This window comes from Tamlana crocina, assembly GCF_012037625.1.
In genome coordinates this window covers 199,026-216,419 of sequence record NZ_JAAVJS010000003.1, presented here as the reverse complement: position 1 = coordinate 216,419, position 17,394 = coordinate 199,026, and the positions used below count along the sequence as shown (strand labels likewise).

Below are 17,394 nucleotides of genomic sequence, written 5' to 3'. Positions count from 1 at the left end.
TCCCATTGTAAATTGCATAAAAGCATTTATTATGGACCGAAAAACATTTATCAAAACATCAGGATTAGGTTTGGGGCTGGCCCTTATCCCGAGCAGCATTCAATGCCAAGCTGCAGAAGCAGACAACGGCAACACCTCCGCCCTACCCAAAATCGTTAAAGATAGCGAGGGCGAAGTTTTAAACGTTATTGGCGACATACAAACCCACAAACTGGTGGGCAGCGACACCAACAACCAAATTGTGGAATGGGTAGATAACGTAGAACCCGGAGTGGGCATTCCGCCGCACATCCACACCAAAGAAGACGAAATTTTTAGGGTGATTAAAGGCGAAGTTGAAATAACCGTTGATGGCAACACCACTATCTTAAAAGCTGGCGACACCGCATTTGCCCCCAAAGGGATTGCCCACGCTTGGACCGTGGTGGGCACCGAAAAAGCTAAAATGATTACCTCGGCCTTTCCCGCTGGTATTGAACACATGTTTAATACATTGGCACAACTGCCTCCTGGCCCACCCGATTTCGAAAAAGTCGCTGCCATTTGCGGCGAACACGGCATCACCTTTGTGTAAATCCTACTTCTCAAAAAACTGAAGAGGCGGTTTAAAAAGTAAAGTCTTCATTCCGAGGAGAGACAACAGAAGCGACGTGGAAATCTTTAAAATTTTAGTTACTGATGATGAGATTGCCGCGTCGTACCTCCTCGCAATGACGTTAATTTATTACTTTTTAAACCGCCTCTTTTTTGTTGAACTTTAATTTTATAGTATTTTTCAACTATTGATTGCAGACAATTATTTATATTTATCGGAATACATTTAATAGATTTAAATGCAATTGTGTTTACTCAGTTGATGTGAGCAATTCAATTGAAAAAGTAAGAAAATAATAAAATTTGTTTTGGAATAATTTTTGGAGTATATTTAAAACGATGAAAACAAAATCAAAAATATGGAAGATAATTACGGGAGACACTAAAACCAGACAAGTATCTGGTGCTTCTATCCGTATTACCGGGAGCAAGGACCTGTCAGCGAAAGTATATAAACGAATTGACAAGTCAGATAATTTCAAAATATCTTCAAAAGACGGTAAAACTTACACTATAAAGCAATTAGTCCCAACTAAAAGATGAATATAGCAACAGTAAGTTTAGCTATATTTATTCTGCTTGCACCTGCTATTCTGGCAAGAAGAATATACTTCACTAAAGAATTATCAAAATCTTTTACTTCTAAAAATACACTAAGAGAGTTGTTTAGTTCAGTGTTTTTGGCAGGTTTGCTTCATTCTATTTGGGTAATTGTTGTACAACATTGTGGATACATAATAGATTTTGATATAGTTTTCAGATTACTTTTTGACGCTCGTTCCATAGCTGATTATTCTAATATCACTAGAAATATTTACAAAATAATTTCATATTTCTTATCATTAACTATTATAGCCATAGTAATCTCTTATTTATTTAGGAATTTAGTAAGAGTAAACGGATGGGATAGGAAATATAGTTTTTTACGTTATGACAATAATTGGTATTACTTATTTTCAGGTGAAGTCTGGGATATACCTGCATATAGTGAAAGTGAAATTACATCTGCCGATATTGACCAAAGAGTTGTCGATATTCTTGTAAATACTGATAATGGGCAAACCATATACAGAGGAAATCTTGTTGATTACCAACTAAATAAAGACAACGGAGTAGATTACATCGTGTTAAGTTATCCAGAAAAAAAGAAAAAAGGCGAGGAACTTAAATTAATTAATAGTAGTTACTTCGTTATACCATACCAAGAAATTGTAAATATCAATTTGAGATATCTAATAACTGAAGAAGAACATGCCAAAGAGAATGACTAAAAGAACATCCCACAACAACGGCAACCATTGCACAACCCTATAACCATGCAAAAACATAAACCAATTCTACACTAAAAATAAAACCCAAAACTACCTGTAACACCAAATTTTCGGGCATCGGGATAGGCGTCGTTATCTTTATAGTTGCCCCTAAAATTAAAGTCTATTCTAAACACCTTAAAAATATTGCCAATACCCAAACTGTATTCGTAATACGGCTCGTTTGATGGTGCTACCAAATCGATGTTGTTAGGATTGCCGGTTGTGCTTAGTGCAATATTTTCGTCGGATAGTTCGCCCCAAGCTCCACGAACGCTTACAATTTCACGCAGGTTGAGTTTGCGTAACCACGGAATTCTTGAAAAGAACCGTCCGTTAAAATTATGCTCAAAATGGAACGAGGCATAGGTATCGGTTACGAACTCATAAAAATCGAGTTGCGAAAAGGTGTTGTAAATGGAGAAATACGATTGGTTTCCCGGCACCACACTTAAAAGACCAAGCGGCACTTCACCAAAGGTTTTACCCACTTCCACCGAGGTGGTCAATCGACCAAAGCCGCCCACTTGCCAAGGCTGCAAATAGGAAAGCTGCAGTTTGGTATAATCAAAATCGCTATCCATTACCGTTTTATCTCCACGGCTCACTTGCGCAAACAAACGTGCAAAATCGTCGTTGGCGGTTCGGCGTTCCACACCAAATCCGGTCATTTTTCGCTTTGGGAAATACGACACCGAAAAGGTCGATTCGTATTGCTTTATTTCCGATTTCACCCCATCGGGCGTGTTGTAATCCAAACTAAAGGTTGGCGATGCCGACTCTAAAGTGCGGTAGTTGGCACCCAAGCGCAGCACCACATTTCGCCACGGTTCGGCCTCAATGGCCACACTGGTGAGGTTGATATTGGTAAGCTTATCGTTGGCACTCGTGGTCACCAATGACGACGACGCCAAACTGCGCCCCAACACATCGGTACTGGTGGTTAAGCTCGCTCCTGTTTGCTCCACATCACGACGGTTTCCCCCGGAAATAATAAATCGGCTTTTTTTATCGAGCAGCCATTTTCCAGACAAACCATATTTAAACTTGTCGTCGCGAAGTCCGTAAGCCACAAAACCTTCCAAACGCCATAAATCGTTCGGACCAAAATAGGTACGGCCACCGGTTCGCAGTCTCAAACCTTCTACTTCATTAAACCCAAAAGTGGAAAAAATGGGGCCGTAATCCAATGGTAGTGTGTTAAACTCGATATAGCCCGACGCCAAAATACTTCCCAAATTATAAAGTCGTTTAAACTTCTTTACAGTTTTTAGGGTATCGAGCATTTTATAAACGCCTTTTTCGTCTTTATTTAGGTCTTCCAAACGGTTTTGTGCCCAAAACGCATCATCGCGATTGTACACATCTTCGTTATAGTTATACACATCTTTTTCGTAAAAAGCTTCGTCCTTTTTTATGTCGAACTTATAATTATCGTAAAGCGTGGTGCGCTTGCCGTAAACGCCTCTCGATTTTTCCTTTTTACTGAACGCGAAATCGGTCATCATATAATCGCGTTTTATCAAAAACAACGAATCGCTGAGCACTTCAAATTCCTGCTCAATATAAATCTCTTTCACCCAGTTGATGTTGGCACTTTTTGATGCCCGAAGGTTGATTTCTTTAATGGCGTAAGTGGTATCGGCCACCCAAAAATCGCCCTTAAAAGTCAATTCGTTTTTTCGGCGTGGATAATACATCACATTATAGCACCATTTGTTGCCGATGTAAGCACTATCCAACAATTTGTAATTGTAGGTGCTGATGCCTGTTTTGGACAGCGGACTCACAAAACTTTTATCGAAAAAACGCAGGTAATTATCGTACACGTTGAAATCGTTGTACAAATCGTCAACAAAATCGATAATGACTTGGTTATCGCTAAAGCCCGAGTTTTTATTGCCCTTTAAAATTTCCTTGGTTTTGTTGATGGTGTTATCGCCATACACTTCTGAAAACGCCTCGTTGATAAACATGGGCAAATAGGTTTTACCCGTAACCCGCGAGGTATCTACTTCGTTGAACACAAATTCCATCCCACGGAACAACCTACTTTTAATGAGTGCGCTATCGATGGTATTGATATCGAACTCAACTTTTTCGTATTTATCGTATTCGTATTGGTCAAACTGCTTTAAGCCGTTGCTACGTTTGTGTGCCCAAATTTTCCGAAGCAAATCAATCGCCGGATTGTTCTTTTTGGGTTGCTTTCCAGCCACAATCACCACTTCGCTCAATTCGGCACGCTCTTCCTTTAAAACATATTTTAAATTGTAGTTTACCTTTTTTTCCAACGGCGCATTTAGGGTTTCGTAACCAATAAACGACACGGTGACTCCGTTCCAGGTTTCATCCGACTCCAAATAAAATCGGCCGTTTTCATCGGTAATCGTGCCCTGTGTGGAGCCTTCAAAAATAACATTGGCGAACGATATGGGTTCGTCGTTTTCATCGAATACGTGACCGCTCACCTTGGTTTGGGCAATTGATGAACTGGTTACGGCAAAAAATAGGGCAATAAGTAGTCTTAAGTTCATAATACAAAAAAACTTCATCAGCAATACTGCCGATGAAGCTTATATAACGTAAAAAAATATAATTTATTTATAATTTGTACATCACCTTTTTAACGGCCTTAATCACATCTTCGTGATTTGGTAACCACTCGGCCAATAATACTGGCGAGTAAGGTGCAGGCGTATCGGCTGTGTTTATTTTCACAACAGGAGCATCCAAATAATCAAACGCTTCCGATTGTACCAAATAAGTAATTTCGGTGGCAACGTTACCAAACGGCCAAGCTTCCTCCAATACTACCAAACGGTTGGTTTTCTTAACCGACTCTAAAATGGCTTTTCTGTCCATTGGGCGCACAGTACGCAAATCGATAATTTCACAAGAAATACCTTCCTTCTCCAACTCATCGGCCGCTTTGTAAGCTTCCTTTATAATTTTCCCGAAAGACACGATGGTTACGTCGTCTCCCTTGCGTTTAATATCGGCAACGCCCAATGGCAAAATGTATTCGCCTTCTGGCACTTCGCCTTTATCACCATACATTTGCTCACTTTCCATGAAAATTACAGGATCGTCATCGCGAATCGCGGCTTTTAATAATCCTTTGGCATCATAAGGATTTGATGGCACTACAACCTTTAAACCTGGTGTATTTGCAAACCAGTTTTCGAAAGCTTGCGAGTGCGTCGCTCCCAATTGTCCGGCCGAAGCTGTTGGGCCACGGAATACGATAGGACACTTAAACTGCCCACCCGACATTTGACGGATTTTGGCAGCGTTGTTTATAATTTGATCAATTCCAACTAAAGAGAAGTTAAAAGTCATATATTCTACAATCGGTCTGTTGCCCGTCATGGTAGAACCAATAGCCACCCCAGCAAAACCTAGCTCGGCAATAGGTGTATCGATAACACGCTTTGGCCCAAATTCGTCCAACATACCTTTTGATGCTTTATAGGCACCATTATACTCGGCTACCTCTTCACCCATTAAATAAACGCTTTCATCGCGGCGCATTTCCTCGCTCATGGCTTCGCAAATAGCCTCTCTAAATTGAATTGTTTTCATGTGTTTTTTCTATTGTTTTTCAACGGTCACATGTAACACCCACTCCATTAATTTAGCAATAATGCCAAATTTTTAGTTATGGATATTTCATTAAGTGTATTTTTTTCGAAAAGCAAAAATAGTAATTATTCATTAGAATTTTGGCAAAAACTTGGTATCTAATTCGCATTAATTCCTGTTATTTTTTTTAGGTTTTGCGGTGAAAATACTTTTTTACTGAATTATAATTACTTTATAAGAGTTTTATACTTATTCTATATTTCTACCATTGCAGCCTCCTTAGTATTTAAAAAATAAGGGGAATTCTTCCTGAACAATTGTAGAAACGAGCACTTTAAAAAAACTTAAAAATCGTTAACACCCATCAAGCCAAATGAGGTTTTCGCAAAATCAACGGACAATTTTTTAAATAATACTATGCGTGCATAACAAATATTCAGAATAAAATAATTAACTTCGTAACCTGAAAAGAATAAGAGATTTTAATATACCTTTCACCATGAAAATATTAGTGTGTATCAGTCATGTTCCCGACACTACATCAAAAATCAATTTTACCGATGGCGACACCAAGTTCGACACCAACGGCGTACAATTTGTTATTAACCCAAACGACGAATTTGGCTTAACCCGAGCCATGTGGTTTAAGGAAAAACAAGGCGCTACGGTTAGTGTGGTTAACGTAGGCGGCCCAGAAACAGAACCTACGCTGCGTAAAGCATTGGCTATTGGTGCCGATGAAGCTATTCGCGTAGATACCGCTGCTACCGATGCGTTTTCCGTTGCCAAACAATTAGCAAAAGTCGCCAAAGAAGGCGTTTACGATTTGGTTATCGCCGGTCGAGAGTCTATCGACTATAACGGCGGTATGGTTCCAGGTATGATTGCCGGATTACTCGACGCCAATTTTGTAAATAATTGTATTGGCTTGGAAGTGGAAGGCACTTCGGCCAAAGCCACACGGGAAATTGACGGTGGAAAGGAAACGGTTTCCACAGCACTTCCACTGGTTATTGGTGGACAAAAAGGATTGGTTGAAGAAAGTGATCTTCGCATTCCCAACATGCGCGGTATTATGATGGCCAGAAAAAAACCGTTGAACGTAGTAGGTCCTGTTGATGCCGAAGCCGAAACCAATTCGGTTTCCTTTGAAAAACCAGCTCCAAAAGGTGCTGTTAAATTGGTAGAACCTGATAATTTAGACGAATTGGTAAACTTACTTCACAACGAAGCTAAAGTGATTTAAGGCCCCTCCCGGCCTCCCCGAAGGGGGAGGAGTAATTGGGATTGCGTAGAATAAAAATGTTAAAATAAAACCTGTTGCCCTCTCACAGGATAAATTCTTCCCCTTTGGGGAAGTTAGATGGGGCTAATATTATGTCAGTTTTAGTATATACAGAATCAGAACAAGGTACATTTAAAAAAGCCGCTTTCGAAGTGGCTTCGTACGCCAAAGCCGTGGCAGACCAATTAGGAACGTCTGTTACCGCCATTGCCATAAATAACAACGACACTTCGGCTTTAGCCAACTACGGTGTCGATAAAGTTTTAAACGTAAGTAACGAGCAATTAAATAAATTCAACGCCAAAGCTTATGCGGCAGCAATCCAACAAGCTGCCGAGCAAGAAGGCGCTAAGGTTGTTGTAGTAAGCTCTAGTGCCGATAGTAAATATTTAGCACCGCTATTGGCCGTTGGCTTAAATGCCGGTTATGCCTCTAATGTGGTGGCTGCACCTTCAAGCACGAGCCCGTTTACCGTTAAACGCTCAGCGTTTACCAACAAAGCCTTCGAAAACACACAGATTAACACCGATGTAAAAATTGTTGGCGTTTCAAACAATGCTTTCGGATTGGTTGAAAATAGTGGCAGCGCTTCCGCGGAAGACTTTTCTCCATCCATTCCAGAGCTTTCTGTAAATGTAGAGTCGGTTGATAAAGCCACCGACAAAGTAACCATTGCCGATGCCGAGATTGTGGTTTCTGGCGGAAGAGGCTTAAAAGGCCCCGAAAACTGGGGAATGATTGAAGACTTAGCCGATGTATTGGGTGCTGCAACGGCCTGTTCCAAACCCGTGTCCGATTTAGGCTGGAGACCGCACGGCGAGCACGTAGGCCAAACCGGGAAACCCGTAGCCGCCAACCTTTACATTGCCGTTGGTATTTCGGGCGCAATTCAGCATCTGGCTGGGGTAAACGCTTCAAAAGTAAAAGTAGTGATCAATTCCGATCCAGAAGCACCATTCTTTAAAGCAGCCGATTACGGCGTAGTTGGCGATGCCTTTCAAGTGGTTCCAGAACTCACCGAAAAATTAAAAGCCTTTAAAGCGCAACAATAAACCCATATATTGCCAGCACAATTAGGTATAAAAACTAACTTTTAGTAGCGACTAAACCAGAAAAGTAAACCTCATTGATTGAGTCATTTATTTTTTTCATAAATTGTAAAGTCCTTTTTAACTGCTTAAATTAGCATTTTGTACATAATTGTGCTTTGGCACTTGGTAAAGTTCTAATTTAAACAGTTCTTTGCGTTTTGAAAAAAATTATGAGTTTAGTACGATTAAATATAAAAGGCATTTCATATAGCCAAACCCAAAATGGTGCTTATGCCTTAATTTTAAATGAAGTGGATGGCGACCGTAAACTCCCTATAGTTATTGGTGCTTTTGAAGCCCAATCTATAGCTATAGCTTTAGAAAAGGAAATTAGTCCGCCACGCCCATTAACGCACGACCTTTTTAAAAATTTTGCCGACCGTTTTGAAATTGTAGTAAAGCAAGTGATCATTCACAAATTGGTTGATGGTGTTTTTTACTCTAGCCTTATTTGCGAGCGCGACAAAATAGAAGAAATTATTGATGCCAGAACTAGCGATGCTATTGCTTTGGCACTACGTTTTCAGGCGCCTATTTTTACATACAAAAACATTCTCGACAAAGCCGGTATCTACTTAAAAGTGAATCCTAAGAAGGAAGAAGAGGAAAGTACGGAAGACAGCATTTTAATGGATGAAATGGTAGCCAAGGAATTGGAACCCGAGTCTCCCAAGGAAAGCCTAAGAAGTAAAACTTTAGACGAGCTTCAAAAAATGTTGGATGAAGCCGTTGCACAGGAAGACTACGAAAAGGCTGCCCATATTCGTGATGAAATCTCTAAACGGGAATAACCCTAAAATCTTTTTATGAAAAAATTGTTTTTATTTTTTGCTGTCTGTTTTTTGCTCAATGCGCACATTTCAGCTCAAAATAATAACAACGACACTCTAAACGGTGCTGTACAATCTGTTACGGTGGTTAACACCCCGCACGATTCGCTAACCCAAGCTGCAATAAATAGCCAACCCACCAAAGTAGCCGAAACTACGCCTGAAAACCTTAGTCAATCAGAAATTATCCCCAGCGCAGGTTTTTCCTTAAACAGCCTATTCCGCGGTATTTTGGGTATGGTGGCCTTAGTATTTTTGGCATTTCTTTTTAGTAGTAACCGCAGGGCTATAAACTGGAAAATTATTGGGATTGGTTTGGCGTTTCAACTACTTATTGCCATTGGAGTTTTAAAGATTGACTTTATAAAATCGGCTTTTGAATTTATTGGCGGACTCTTCGTTCAGATTTTGGAATTCACCAAAGCGGGAAGCAAATTCCTCTTTGAAGGTTTGGTGGTCGACATGGATACCTTCGGATTTATTTTCGCATTCCAAGTGTTGCCTACCATTATTTTCTTTTCGGCGTTAACCTCGGTTCTGTTTTATTTAGGTATCATTCAAAAAGTGGTAAAAGCCATGGCTTGGCTACTCTCAAAAGCATTGAAAATTTCTGGAGCCGAAAGTTTAAGCGTTGCCGGAAACATCTTTTTAGGACAAACCGAAGCCCCACTTTTAATCAAAGCATACTTGGAAAAAATGAACAAAAGTGAGATCCTTTTGGTGATGATTGGTGGTATGGCTACGGTTGCCGGCGCCGTTTTGGCGGCTTACATTGGCTTTTTAGGAGGAGACGATATTGCCTTGCGATTGTTTTACGCTAAACACTTATTGGCTGCTTCGGTTATGGCTGCACCGGGCGCCATAGTTATTTCCAAAATTCTATATCCACAAACCGAAAACGTGAATACCGACGTAACCGTTTCGGAAGAAGTAATAGGCTCCAATTTTTTGGATGCCATTGCCAATGGTACTACCGAAGGCTTAAAATTGGCAGTTAACGTAGGTGCTATGCTTTTGGTTTTTGTGGCTTTTATAGCCATGTTTAATGGTATTTTGGGTTGGGTTGGCGATTGGTCGTCTTTAAACATATGGATTGCAACAAACACCTCATACGATAGTTTTTCATTGGAATTTATACTCGGCTATATTTTTGCGCCTTTAATGTGGCTTATTGGCGTAGCCCAAGAAGATATGGCACTTATGGGGCAGTTGCTGGGTATTAAATTGGCTGCTAGCGAATTTATTGGCTACATTCAATTGGCCGACTTAAAAAATGCAACAAGCAGCATCCATTTAACTTACGAAAAATCGATTATAATGGCCACTTACATGCTCTGCGGATTTGCCAATTTTGCTTCCATTGGCATTCAAATTGGAGGCATTGGTTCATTGGCCCCCGGGCAACGCAAAACACTATCTAAATTTGGCATGAAAGCCTTAATTGGCGGAACCATCGCCTCTTTGATTTCGGCCACAATCGCCGGGATGATTATAGGGTAAACAGCCCCTTCAATTCCCCAAAGGGGAATGAAAAAATATTAGAGAGATAAGCATCTATTTTTAAGTTAATAACTTTTGATATTATGCTGTTTAGAATCCATCAAAATTCTGCACATATTTTTAATTTAGTCCAAAATTTATTTATCAACTTAAATAGTTTCTTCCCTTTGGGAAGACGGAAGATGGGCTCATGAAACAATACCACGACTTAGTAAAGCATGTTTTAGAGAACGGCAACGAAAAAGGCGACCGTACGGGCACGGGCACCAAAAGTGTTTTTGGCTACCAAATGCGATTCGATTTAAGTGAGGGGTTCCCTATGGTAACCACCAAAAAACTGCACTTAAAATCGATTATTCACGAATTATTATGGTTTTTAAAAGGCGATACCAACATAAAATACCTTACAGAAAACGGCGTTAGAATTTGGAACGAATGGGCCGACGAAAACGGCGATTTGGGTCCTGTTTACGGTCACCAGTGGCGCAATTGGAACAATGACGAAATCGACCAAATTAAGGAGGTGGTAGACACCCTAAAAAACAACCCCAATAGCCGTAGGATGCTGGTCTCTGCCTGGAACCCTTCGGTGCTGCCCGATACTTCAAAAAGCTTTAGCGAGAACGTGGCCAATGGAAAAGCAGCACTTCCGCCCTGCCACGCGTTTTTTCAGTTTTATGTAGCCAACGGAAAATTATCATGCCAATTGTACCAACGCAGCGCCGACATCTTTTTGGGTGTACCGTTCAACATTGCGTCGTATGCGTTGTTCACTATGATGATGGCCCAAGTTTGTGGTTACGAAGCTGGTGATTTTATACACACCTTTGGCGATGCCCACATTTACAGCAATCATTTCGAGCAATTGGAACTACAACTTTCCAGAGAGCCTAGACCGTTACCAAAAATGATTTTAAACCCCGAAGTAAAAGATATTTTCGACTTTACTTTCGATGACTTTACCTTAGAGGGCTACAACCCGCACCCTCATATAAAAGGAGCTGTGGCAGTTTAAATTAACGATTTTTATAAAACAAAAAATGCTTCCAGTTTGGAAGCATTTTTTGTTTTATATGTGCTTGAAAACTACAAATTTAAAACACTGTTTTCCGCACCGGCGAAATCGTTCCATACATAAGCATCAGCTTCAGCATCGTTTACGTAAACACCGTCAACAATATATTTAAACTCATAAGAGTTTCCTGTTTCCAAATCTACAGTCCCCTTAAAGGTTCCGTTTTTTAATTTTTTAAGCACCGCTTTCTTTTCATTCCAATCGTTAAATGTTCCTACTACAGAAACTTTTTTTGCATCTTCAGCTGGTAAAGAAAAAGTAACCTTACAAACCGGTTTGCTTTTCAAGAATTGTTTTTTAATAGCCATAATTCAAATTTTAATTGTGTTGTATGTTGTAATATGGTACAAATTTATAAAACAATTTACTACAGCCTTAATTTTGAGCTGCTTTAGCTCAAAGAATTATCATTTTGTTAACATGGCATCCATTTAATTTGTGGCAAAGAAAAAAAACAACGGCTAATTTATATTATTGGCAACCTTACAACCCATGTTTTGCACTGATTTTCAACACTTTTAAACCTCAATGTTTTTATATGGACATATTTTACAGTATTCTATTAATGATTATGCAGTGACCAAAAAAACTTTAACTTTACAACCGATATAGATTTAGATATGTTCGGAAAGAAAAAATCCAGCCCACAGATAGATAAAGAGCAATTAGAGCTTATTGAAAACGCCCAAAAACGCATCAAGCAAAAAAAACGCCTTTATGTTCATTTTGTATTGTTTTTAATCGGTGCCATATTTTTAATTGTAGCCAACACCGTTATAGGTATTGGTAAAGATGTTACCCTTTTTGGAAAAGAATGGTTTTTGTTCGCTATCCTGTTATGGTTATTTTTCTTTTTGTATCATCTTTTTAATGTTTTTGTGACGCACAAATTCATAGGAAAAGCATGGGAAAAGCAACAACTTGAAAAGCTTGTGGCCAAACAAAAAGACCGCATTGAAAAGATAAAACAAGACCTTGTAAAAGAAGAAACCGTTTTGGCCAAAAGTGAGGTGTATAACAAAACAAAAAACATCAACAAAAAGCAATCGACATTGACCATTATTGCTGCCGCTGCCGAAAATAATGCCATTGGAAAAGACAACCAACTCATTTGGCACTTAAGTGACGATTTAAAACGCTTTAAAGCCTTAACCAGCGGACACCACATTATCATGGGGCGCAAAACCTTTGAGAGTTTCCCCAAACCATTACCAAACCGAACACACGTGGTGATTACCCGACAAGCCAATTACCAAGCGCCCGACGGTGTTATTATTGTAAACAGCTTGGAAGATGCTCTTGACGCTTCTAAAAGTGACAAACAACCTTTTATTATTGGCGGCGGACAAATTTATAAACAAGCCATGGGCATTGCCGATAAAATTGAGCTTACTCGAGTACACAGCACTTTTGAGGCCGATGCTTTTTTTCCTGAAATAGACTTTAACGTTTGGAAAGAAACCAACAATGTTTTTCATAAAAAAGACAGCGATAACGAATTCGATTTTTCTTTCCTCACATATGAAAGGAAGTAGGTTACTACTAAGTTTGATTTACTGTTACTTTTAAAGTATTATGATTTACAGGATTTGATGGGATTATGTGGAAAAAGCAGAATTCGGTTTTTAGATTAACTAAATTGCTCTATAACGTTTTCCCACTAACTCTTTCAATCGTTAATTTTTAAAATTGGCAGTAGTTTATAGAACACCGTGGATTTTAACAAGCTATCAATAGGTTTAGAAAAGAACATATAACCTTAAAGACTCAACTTTTTATTATTGCTAAGTATTTTTTCGGATAACCAAAAACTTTTTCTCTTAATAATTCCGTAAAACTAAGTTTTTTTTTTGCGATAAAATCTTATATCATTAATCACTCCATTTATCCATGAATTTTTATTCAGTTTTTGTGAATTTCGGAATAAAAAATTCAAGTACTTTTGCAGTATGATAAAAGACATTCAGCTTCGCGTTAGTTTAAAAGAGGAAGAAATCAGCAATATTCTCTTGTTAAAATCTGCAGAAAAATTAGCGATAAATCAAGCTGATATTTCAGGTATTAAAGTACTTCGAAAGTCGATTGACGCACGAAAACCAAATATCGTTTTCAACTATAAAGTCGCGGTTTTTATCAACGAAACGGTTCCCCAAACTTCCGAATACCAATTCGATTACAAAGACGTTTCAAACGCCAAGCCCATTCATATCATTGGATTTGGCCCTGCTGGCATGTACGCTGCACTGCGCTGCATCGAACTGGGATTTAAGCCCATCGTTTTGGAGCGCGGCAAAAACGTACAAGACCGTCGTCGCGATTTACGGGCCATTAACCAGAACCATTTCGTAAACGAAGACTCGAATTACTGTTTTGGCGAAGGCGGTGCCGGCACATATAGCGACGGCAAACTGTACACCCGAAGCCTGAAACGTGGTGATGTACGCCGTATTTTCGAAAACTTGGTTTATCATGGCGCCACCGACCAAATTTTAGTCGATGCCCACCCGCATATTGGCACCAACAAACTCCCAAAAGTAGTTAAAAACATCAGGGAAACTATTTTAAATTATGGTGGCGAAATTCATTTTGAAACCCGTGTTACCGACTTTAAAATCAGGGAAAACAAAATACAATCCATTCTATTAAAAAATGGTGATGAATTGAATGTGAATAAAGTCATTTTAGCTACCGGACATTCGGCGCGCGACATCTTTTATATGCTCCACCAAAAGGAAGTAGCTTTGGAAGCCAAATCGTTTGCTATGGGCGTTAGGGTGGAGCATCCACAGCATATTATTGATGGTATTCAGTATCATTGTTCAGGCGAGCGTCACGAACTTTTACCAGCGGCATCCTATAGTTTGGTACAACAAGTTAACAACCGTGGCGTGTACTCTTTTTGCATGTGTCCTGGCGGATTTATCGTTCCGGCAGCAACCGCCAACGGCGAAGTAGTGGTTAATGGGATGTCGCCATCCAAACGGAATAACCTTTACGCCAATTCGGGCATCGTGGTTGAAATTAATGTGGATAAAGACCTTCCCAAATATGAAAAATTCGGCGTTTTAAAAGGTTTGGAATACCAAAAGGATTTAGAAAAATTGGCCTTTACCGCTGGCGGAAGAAGCCAAACCGCACCTGCCCAACGACTCACCGATTTTGTAGAAGGCAAACTGTCGAATAGCTTAAACGATTCATCGTACCAACCGGGATTAAATTCCTCACCTTTACATTCATTATTACCCAAATTGATTGGCAGCCGATTGCGAAAAGGTTTTGATGCCTTCGGAAAAAAAATGAAAGGTTACTACACTCACGAAGCCAATATTGTTGGTGTGGAATCACGTACCTCATCGCCGGTTTCCATTCCTAGAAATGAAAAATTAGCGCACTTACAAATTACCAATCTTTATCCCTGTGGCGAAGGTGCTGGCTATGCCGGGGGCATAATTTCCGCAGCTATGGATGGCGAACGTTGTGCCGAAGCGGCTGTTGGGAGTATGTGATTTTTTTATATCTTATGATTCAATTAAAAATCAACTTTAACTAGAACCGAACAACTATTTAAACTTAGCCGCTGACTAAAAGTTAAATAATATTTTGTCAGGAGCCTTTCGGCTTCGCTCAAGATAAACTAAAGTCGAAACCTTTTGGCCTTTAAGTCTTCTCGACTCTGTTCGAAGTGACTTTAATTTATTTTTAATAGGGAAATCGCATATCCGTTTATAATTCACACTAAACCAAAAGAAAATGGAACACGAAAAAATCACCATCGAAGCTACAATCGACAGACCGGTTGAATCTGTTTGGGCATATTACAACCAGCCCGAGCACATTGTAAATTGGAATTTCGCTTCAGTAGATTGGCATTGCCCAAAAGCTGAAGTAGATTTAAAAGTAAACGGGAAAATGACGTCCCGAATGGAAGCCAAAGATGGTAGTTTTGGATTTGATTTTGTCGCGACTTACAACCTTATTTCAGAATTCAAAAAAATCGTGTATACCATTGAAGACGGGAGGACGGTCGATATTGATTTTACAGACGACAACGGAAAAACCAAGGTAAGCGTTGTATTTGAAGCCGAAAACATGAATCCCATTGATATGCAACGCGACGGATGGCAGGCCATTCTCAATAACTTTAAGGCTTACGCCGAATCCAAATAGAAAACCCCAAAACACTAATGACTGAAAAAGAAAAAATGCTCGCCGGGTTGATGTACAGTCCGTCGGATCCCTCATTAATGGCCGAACGCCACAAAATGCGTTTGTTATTTCATAAATTCAACCATTTAAGTGAAGAACACTTGGAGGAACGCACCAAAGTACTTTATGAAATTTTTGGTGAAGTTGGCGAAAACCTCTTTATAGAACCGCCGTTTTTTTTTGCGACTATGGCTCAAACATCAAAGCTGGCAAAAACGTATTTATGAACTTTAATTGCTGTATCTTAGATGTTGCCGAAGTAACTATTGGCGGCAACAGCACCATTTGTCCCGGTGTTACCTTAGGAAATAACGTAGTAGTTGGCGCTGGCTCGGTGGTTACAAAAAGTTTTCCCAACGATGTAGTGATTGCCGGAAATCCAGCTAAAATCATTAAAAGCATCGATAATAGTTAATTATTATTATTTTTGCTGCACAAAAAAAGACAACATTATGAACGCATATATTTTTCCAGGCCAAGGGGCACAATTTACAGGAATGGGTTTAGACCTTTATGAAAACTCGCCACTGGCTCAAGAATTGTTTGAACAAGCCAACGAAATATTAGGTTTTTCCATTACCGACACCATGTTTGAAGGTTCTGCCGAAGACCTAAAACAAACCAAGGTGACCCAACCGGCTATATTTTTACACTCCGTAATTTTAGCTAAAACTTTGGGAGAAAGCTTTAAACCAGATATGGTTGCTGGGCATTCGTTAGGTGAATTCTCAGCGTTAGTGGCCAACGGTTCCTTAAATTTCGAAGACGGGCTAAAATTGGTTTCTCAACGTGCTTTAGCTATGCAAAAAGCATGCGAATTACAACCAAGCACTATGGCTGCCGTTTTAGGTTTGGACGACGATATTGTTGAAAAAGTATGCGCAACCACTGAAGGTGTGGTGGTTGCTGCAAACTACAACTGCCCAGGTCAATTAGTGATTTCAGGTGAGGTTGAAGCCATCAATAAAGCTTGCGAAGCTTTAAAAGCCGAAGGCGCCAAACGCGCTTTGGTATTGCCCGTTGGTGGTGCATTTCACTCGCCATTAATGGAGCCTGCTCGCGAAGAATTGGCGGCAGCCATTGAAAACACGACTTTCAATAAACCCAACTGCCCGATTTATCAAAACGTAACGGCCAATGCCGTGATTGATGAGGCAGCGATAAAAACAAATTTAATTTCTCAACTTACCGCTCCGGTGCGTTGGACACAATCCGTACAACAAATGATTGCCGATGGTGCTACTCTTTTCACAGAAGTGGGACCTGGAAAAGTATTGCAAGGTTTAGTAAAGAAAATAAACCGCGAATCTGAAACCGTTTCTGCAACTTTTGAAACCAACAACTAAATGAAGCTCAGCAAACGCTCCATCTTTATTATTGTGGTTATTGTTTTAACCATAGCAGCCGATCAAATTTCAAAAGTATTGGTTCGAGCCAACGTCGGGTTAAGAAATGAAATTAGTCCCGGCGAACGCATTCCATTAATTGGCGATGCCTTTGTTTTAATGCACGTTGAAAATACCGGTGCCTTTTTGGGTATGGGTAGCGAACTGAACGAAACTCTGCGTGTTCTTTTATTGCTCGTACTTCCAATTTTGGTTTTGGGGTTTGTACTACGCTATATTATCAAAGACAAAAGCCTGGATAAGTGGTCGTTATTTGCTTTTTCCAGCATTATAGGAGGAGGTATCGCCAACGTTTACGACCGCATCGTTTATGGAAAAGTAACCGATTTTCTGTTTATTGATTTGGGCGGCGTTTTTAGAACGGGCATTTTCAATCTGGCTGATCTTTCGGTAACCACAGGAATGATAATTTTAGTTTTTGTGAGTTTTAGTAAAAAGAAAACACAAACAGCATAAACAAAAAAGGTTGCTCAAATATTGAGCAACCTTTTTTATATTCTTTTTTTGATAAT

At 39.7% G+C, this 17,394-nt stretch carries 17 protein-coding genes; 14 read left to right on the top strand and 3 right to left on the bottom strand.

Annotation, left to right across the window (positions count from 1 at the left end; genetic code table 11):
- Positions 1 to 31: 31 nt before the first annotated feature.
- Both HC176_RS03240 and HC176_RS03235 read left to right on the top strand, forming a co-directional pair.
- The gene (locus HC176_RS03240) at positions 32 to 574 is read left to right on the top strand and encodes a cupin domain-containing protein (RefSeq protein WP_167916755.1); all 543 of its coding nucleotides are present in this window, start codon (positions 32 to 34) and stop codon (positions 572 to 574) included.
- Between the two features lie 559 nt (positions 575 to 1,133).
- Complete coding sequence (locus HC176_RS03235) at positions 1,134 to 1,865, top strand: hypothetical protein (protein WP_167916754.1); 732 nt, start codon at positions 1,134 to 1,136, stop codon at positions 1,863 to 1,865.
- A gap of 71 nt (positions 1,866 to 1,936) precedes the next feature.
- Here HC176_RS03235 and HC176_RS03230 read toward each other — a convergent pair whose 3' ends face one another.
- Both HC176_RS03230 and HC176_RS03225 read right to left on the bottom strand, forming a co-directional pair.
- Entirely contained in the window at positions 1,937 to 4,441 is a 2,505-nt protein-coding gene (locus tag HC176_RS03230) for a DUF5686 and carboxypeptidase-like regulatory domain-containing protein (protein ID WP_167916753.1), read from the bottom strand.
- A gap of 67 nt (positions 4,442 to 4,508) precedes the next feature.
- Entirely contained in the window at positions 4,509 to 5,489 is a 981-nt protein-coding gene (locus HC176_RS03225; protein ID WP_167916752.1) for a pyruvate dehydrogenase complex E1 component subunit beta, read from the bottom strand.
- Between the two features lie 499 nt (positions 5,490 to 5,988).
- Here HC176_RS03225 and HC176_RS03220 point away from each other — a divergent pair, with 499 nt between their 5' ends.
- The 5 genes from HC176_RS03220 to HC176_RS03200 all read left to right on the top strand — a co-directional run bounded on the left by HC176_RS03220 (position 5,989) and on the right by HC176_RS03200 (position 11,210).
- On the top strand, positions 5,989 to 6,735 hold the full coding sequence (locus HC176_RS03220; RefSeq protein WP_167916751.1) for an electron transfer flavoprotein subunit beta/FixA family protein: 747 nt from the start codon (positions 5,989 to 5,991) through the stop codon (positions 6,733 to 6,735).
- Between the two features lie 131 nt (positions 6,736 to 6,866).
- Positions 6,867 to 7,826, top strand: coding sequence for an electron transfer flavoprotein subunit alpha/FixB family protein (locus HC176_RS03215; protein WP_167916750.1), 960 nt, complete (start codon positions 6,867 to 6,869; stop codon positions 7,824 to 7,826).
- A gap of 209 nt (positions 7,827 to 8,035) precedes the next feature.
- A complete protein-coding gene (locus HC176_RS03210) occupies positions 8,036 to 8,656 on the top strand; it encodes a bifunctional nuclease domain-containing protein (protein WP_167916749.1) in 621 nt (206 codons plus the stop codon).
- 15 nt (positions 8,657 to 8,671) lie between these two features.
- Positions 8,672 to 10,195: a NupC/NupG family nucleoside CNT transporter gene (locus HC176_RS03205; RefSeq protein WP_245234828.1), complete on the top strand. Its 1,524-nt coding sequence runs from the start codon at positions 8,672 to 8,674 to the stop codon at positions 10,193 to 10,195.
- Positions 10,196 to 10,385: 190 nt separating this feature from the next.
- Complete coding sequence (locus HC176_RS03200; RefSeq protein ID WP_167916748.1) at positions 10,386 to 11,210, top strand: thymidylate synthase; 825 nt, start codon at positions 10,386 to 10,388, stop codon at positions 11,208 to 11,210.
- Between the two features lie 71 nt (positions 11,211 to 11,281).
- On the opposite strand, the gene HC176_RS03195 is transcribed toward HC176_RS03200, so the two are convergent.
- On the bottom strand, positions 11,282 to 11,578 hold the full coding sequence (locus HC176_RS03195) for an isoamylase early set domain-containing protein (RefSeq protein ID WP_167916747.1): 297 nt from the start codon (positions 11,576 to 11,578) through the stop codon (positions 11,282 to 11,284).
- Positions 11,579 to 11,890: 312 nt separating this feature from the next.
- Here HC176_RS03195 and HC176_RS03190 point away from each other — a divergent pair, with 312 nt between their 5' ends.
- The 7 genes from HC176_RS03190 (at position 11,891) to lspA (ending at position 17,338) form a co-directional block, all read left to right on the top strand.
- Positions 11,891 to 12,805 (top strand): dihydrofolate reductase, encoded by a 915-nt coding sequence (locus HC176_RS03190; protein WP_167916746.1) that lies wholly within the window; start codon positions 11,891 to 11,893, stop codon positions 12,803 to 12,805.
- A gap of 414 nt (positions 12,806 to 13,219) precedes the next feature.
- A complete protein-coding gene (locus tag HC176_RS03185; protein WP_167916745.1) occupies positions 13,220 to 14,776 on the top strand; it encodes an NAD(P)/FAD-dependent oxidoreductase in 1,557 nt (518 codons plus the stop codon).
- Between the two features lie 244 nt (positions 14,777 to 15,020).
- Positions 15,021 to 15,437, top strand: a complete 417-nt coding sequence (locus HC176_RS03180; protein ID WP_167916744.1) for an SRPBCC family protein — start codon at positions 15,021 to 15,023, stop codon at positions 15,435 to 15,437.
- Positions 15,438 to 15,454: 17 nt separating this feature from the next.
- Positions 15,455 to 15,703 (top strand): maltose acetyltransferase domain-containing protein, encoded by a 249-nt coding sequence (locus tag HC176_RS19620; RefSeq protein ID WP_209309648.1) that lies wholly within the window; start codon positions 15,455 to 15,457, stop codon positions 15,701 to 15,703.
- Complete coding sequence (locus HC176_RS19615; RefSeq protein ID WP_209309647.1) at positions 15,700 to 15,891, top strand: DapH/DapD/GlmU-related protein; 192 nt, start codon at positions 15,700 to 15,702, stop codon at positions 15,889 to 15,891. The genes HC176_RS19620 and HC176_RS19615 overlap by 4 nt, the downstream gene beginning before the upstream one ends.
- A gap of 37 nt (positions 15,892 to 15,928) precedes the next feature.
- The gene (gene fabD, locus HC176_RS03170; protein ID WP_167916743.1) at positions 15,929 to 16,822 is read left to right on the top strand and encodes an ACP S-malonyltransferase; all 894 of its coding nucleotides are present in this window, start codon (positions 15,929 to 15,931) and stop codon (positions 16,820 to 16,822) included.
- The gene (gene lspA / locus HC176_RS03165; RefSeq protein ID WP_167916742.1) at positions 16,823 to 17,338 is read left to right on the top strand and encodes a signal peptidase II; all 516 of its coding nucleotides are present in this window, start codon (positions 16,823 to 16,825) and stop codon (positions 17,336 to 17,338) included.
- Positions 17,339 to 17,394 lie beyond the last annotated feature (56 nt).

Bases quoted from the DNA above. Each gene is read 5' to 3' on its own strand.
- HC176_RS03240 (WP_167916755.1), top strand. From the start codon at position 32: ATGGACCGAAAAACATTTATCAAAACATCAGGATTAGGTTTGGGGCTG.
- HC176_RS03235 (WP_167916754.1), top strand. From the start codon at position 1,134: ATGAATATAGCAACAGTAAGTTTAGCTATATTTATTCTGCTTGCACCT.
- HC176_RS03230 (WP_167916753.1), bottom strand. From the start codon at position 4,441: ATGAACTTAAGACTACTTATTGCCCTATTTTTTGCCGTAACCAGTTCA.
- HC176_RS03225 (WP_167916752.1), bottom strand. From the start codon at position 5,489: ATGAAAACAATTCAATTTAGAGAGGCTATTTGCGAAGCCATGAGCGAG.
- HC176_RS03220 (WP_167916751.1), top strand. From the start codon at position 5,989: ATGAAAATATTAGTGTGTATCAGTCATGTTCCCGACACTACATCAAAA.
- HC176_RS03215 (WP_167916750.1), top strand. From the start codon at position 6,867: ATGTCAGTTTTAGTATATACAGAATCAGAACAAGGTACATTTAAAAAA.
- HC176_RS03210 (WP_167916749.1), top strand. From the start codon at position 8,036: ATGAGTTTAGTACGATTAAATATAAAAGGCATTTCATATAGCCAAACC.
- HC176_RS03205 (WP_245234828.1), top strand. From the start codon at position 8,672: ATGAAAAAATTGTTTTTATTTTTTGCTGTCTGTTTTTTGCTCAATGCG.
- HC176_RS03200 (WP_167916748.1), top strand. From the start codon at position 10,386: ATGAAACAATACCACGACTTAGTAAAGCATGTTTTAGAGAACGGCAAC.
- HC176_RS03195 (WP_167916747.1), bottom strand. From the start codon at position 11,578: ATGGCTATTAAAAAACAATTCTTGAAAAGCAAACCGGTTTGTAAGGTT.
- HC176_RS03190 (WP_167916746.1), top strand. From the start codon at position 11,891: ATGTTCGGAAAGAAAAAATCCAGCCCACAGATAGATAAAGAGCAATTA.
- HC176_RS03185 (WP_167916745.1), top strand. From the start codon at position 13,220: ATGATAAAAGACATTCAGCTTCGCGTTAGTTTAAAAGAGGAAGAAATC.
- HC176_RS03180 (WP_167916744.1), top strand. From the start codon at position 15,021: ATGGAACACGAAAAAATCACCATCGAAGCTACAATCGACAGACCGGTT.
- HC176_RS19620 (WP_209309648.1), top strand. From the start codon at position 15,455: ATGACTGAAAAAGAAAAAATGCTCGCCGGGTTGATGTACAGTCCGTCG.
- HC176_RS19615 (WP_209309647.1), top strand. From the start codon at position 15,700: ATGAACTTTAATTGCTGTATCTTAGATGTTGCCGAAGTAACTATTGGC.
- fabD (WP_167916743.1), top strand. From the start codon at position 15,929: ATGAACGCATATATTTTTCCAGGCCAAGGGGCACAATTTACAGGAATG.
- lspA (WP_167916742.1), top strand. From the start codon at position 16,823: ATGAAGCTCAGCAAACGCTCCATCTTTATTATTGTGGTTATTGTTTTA.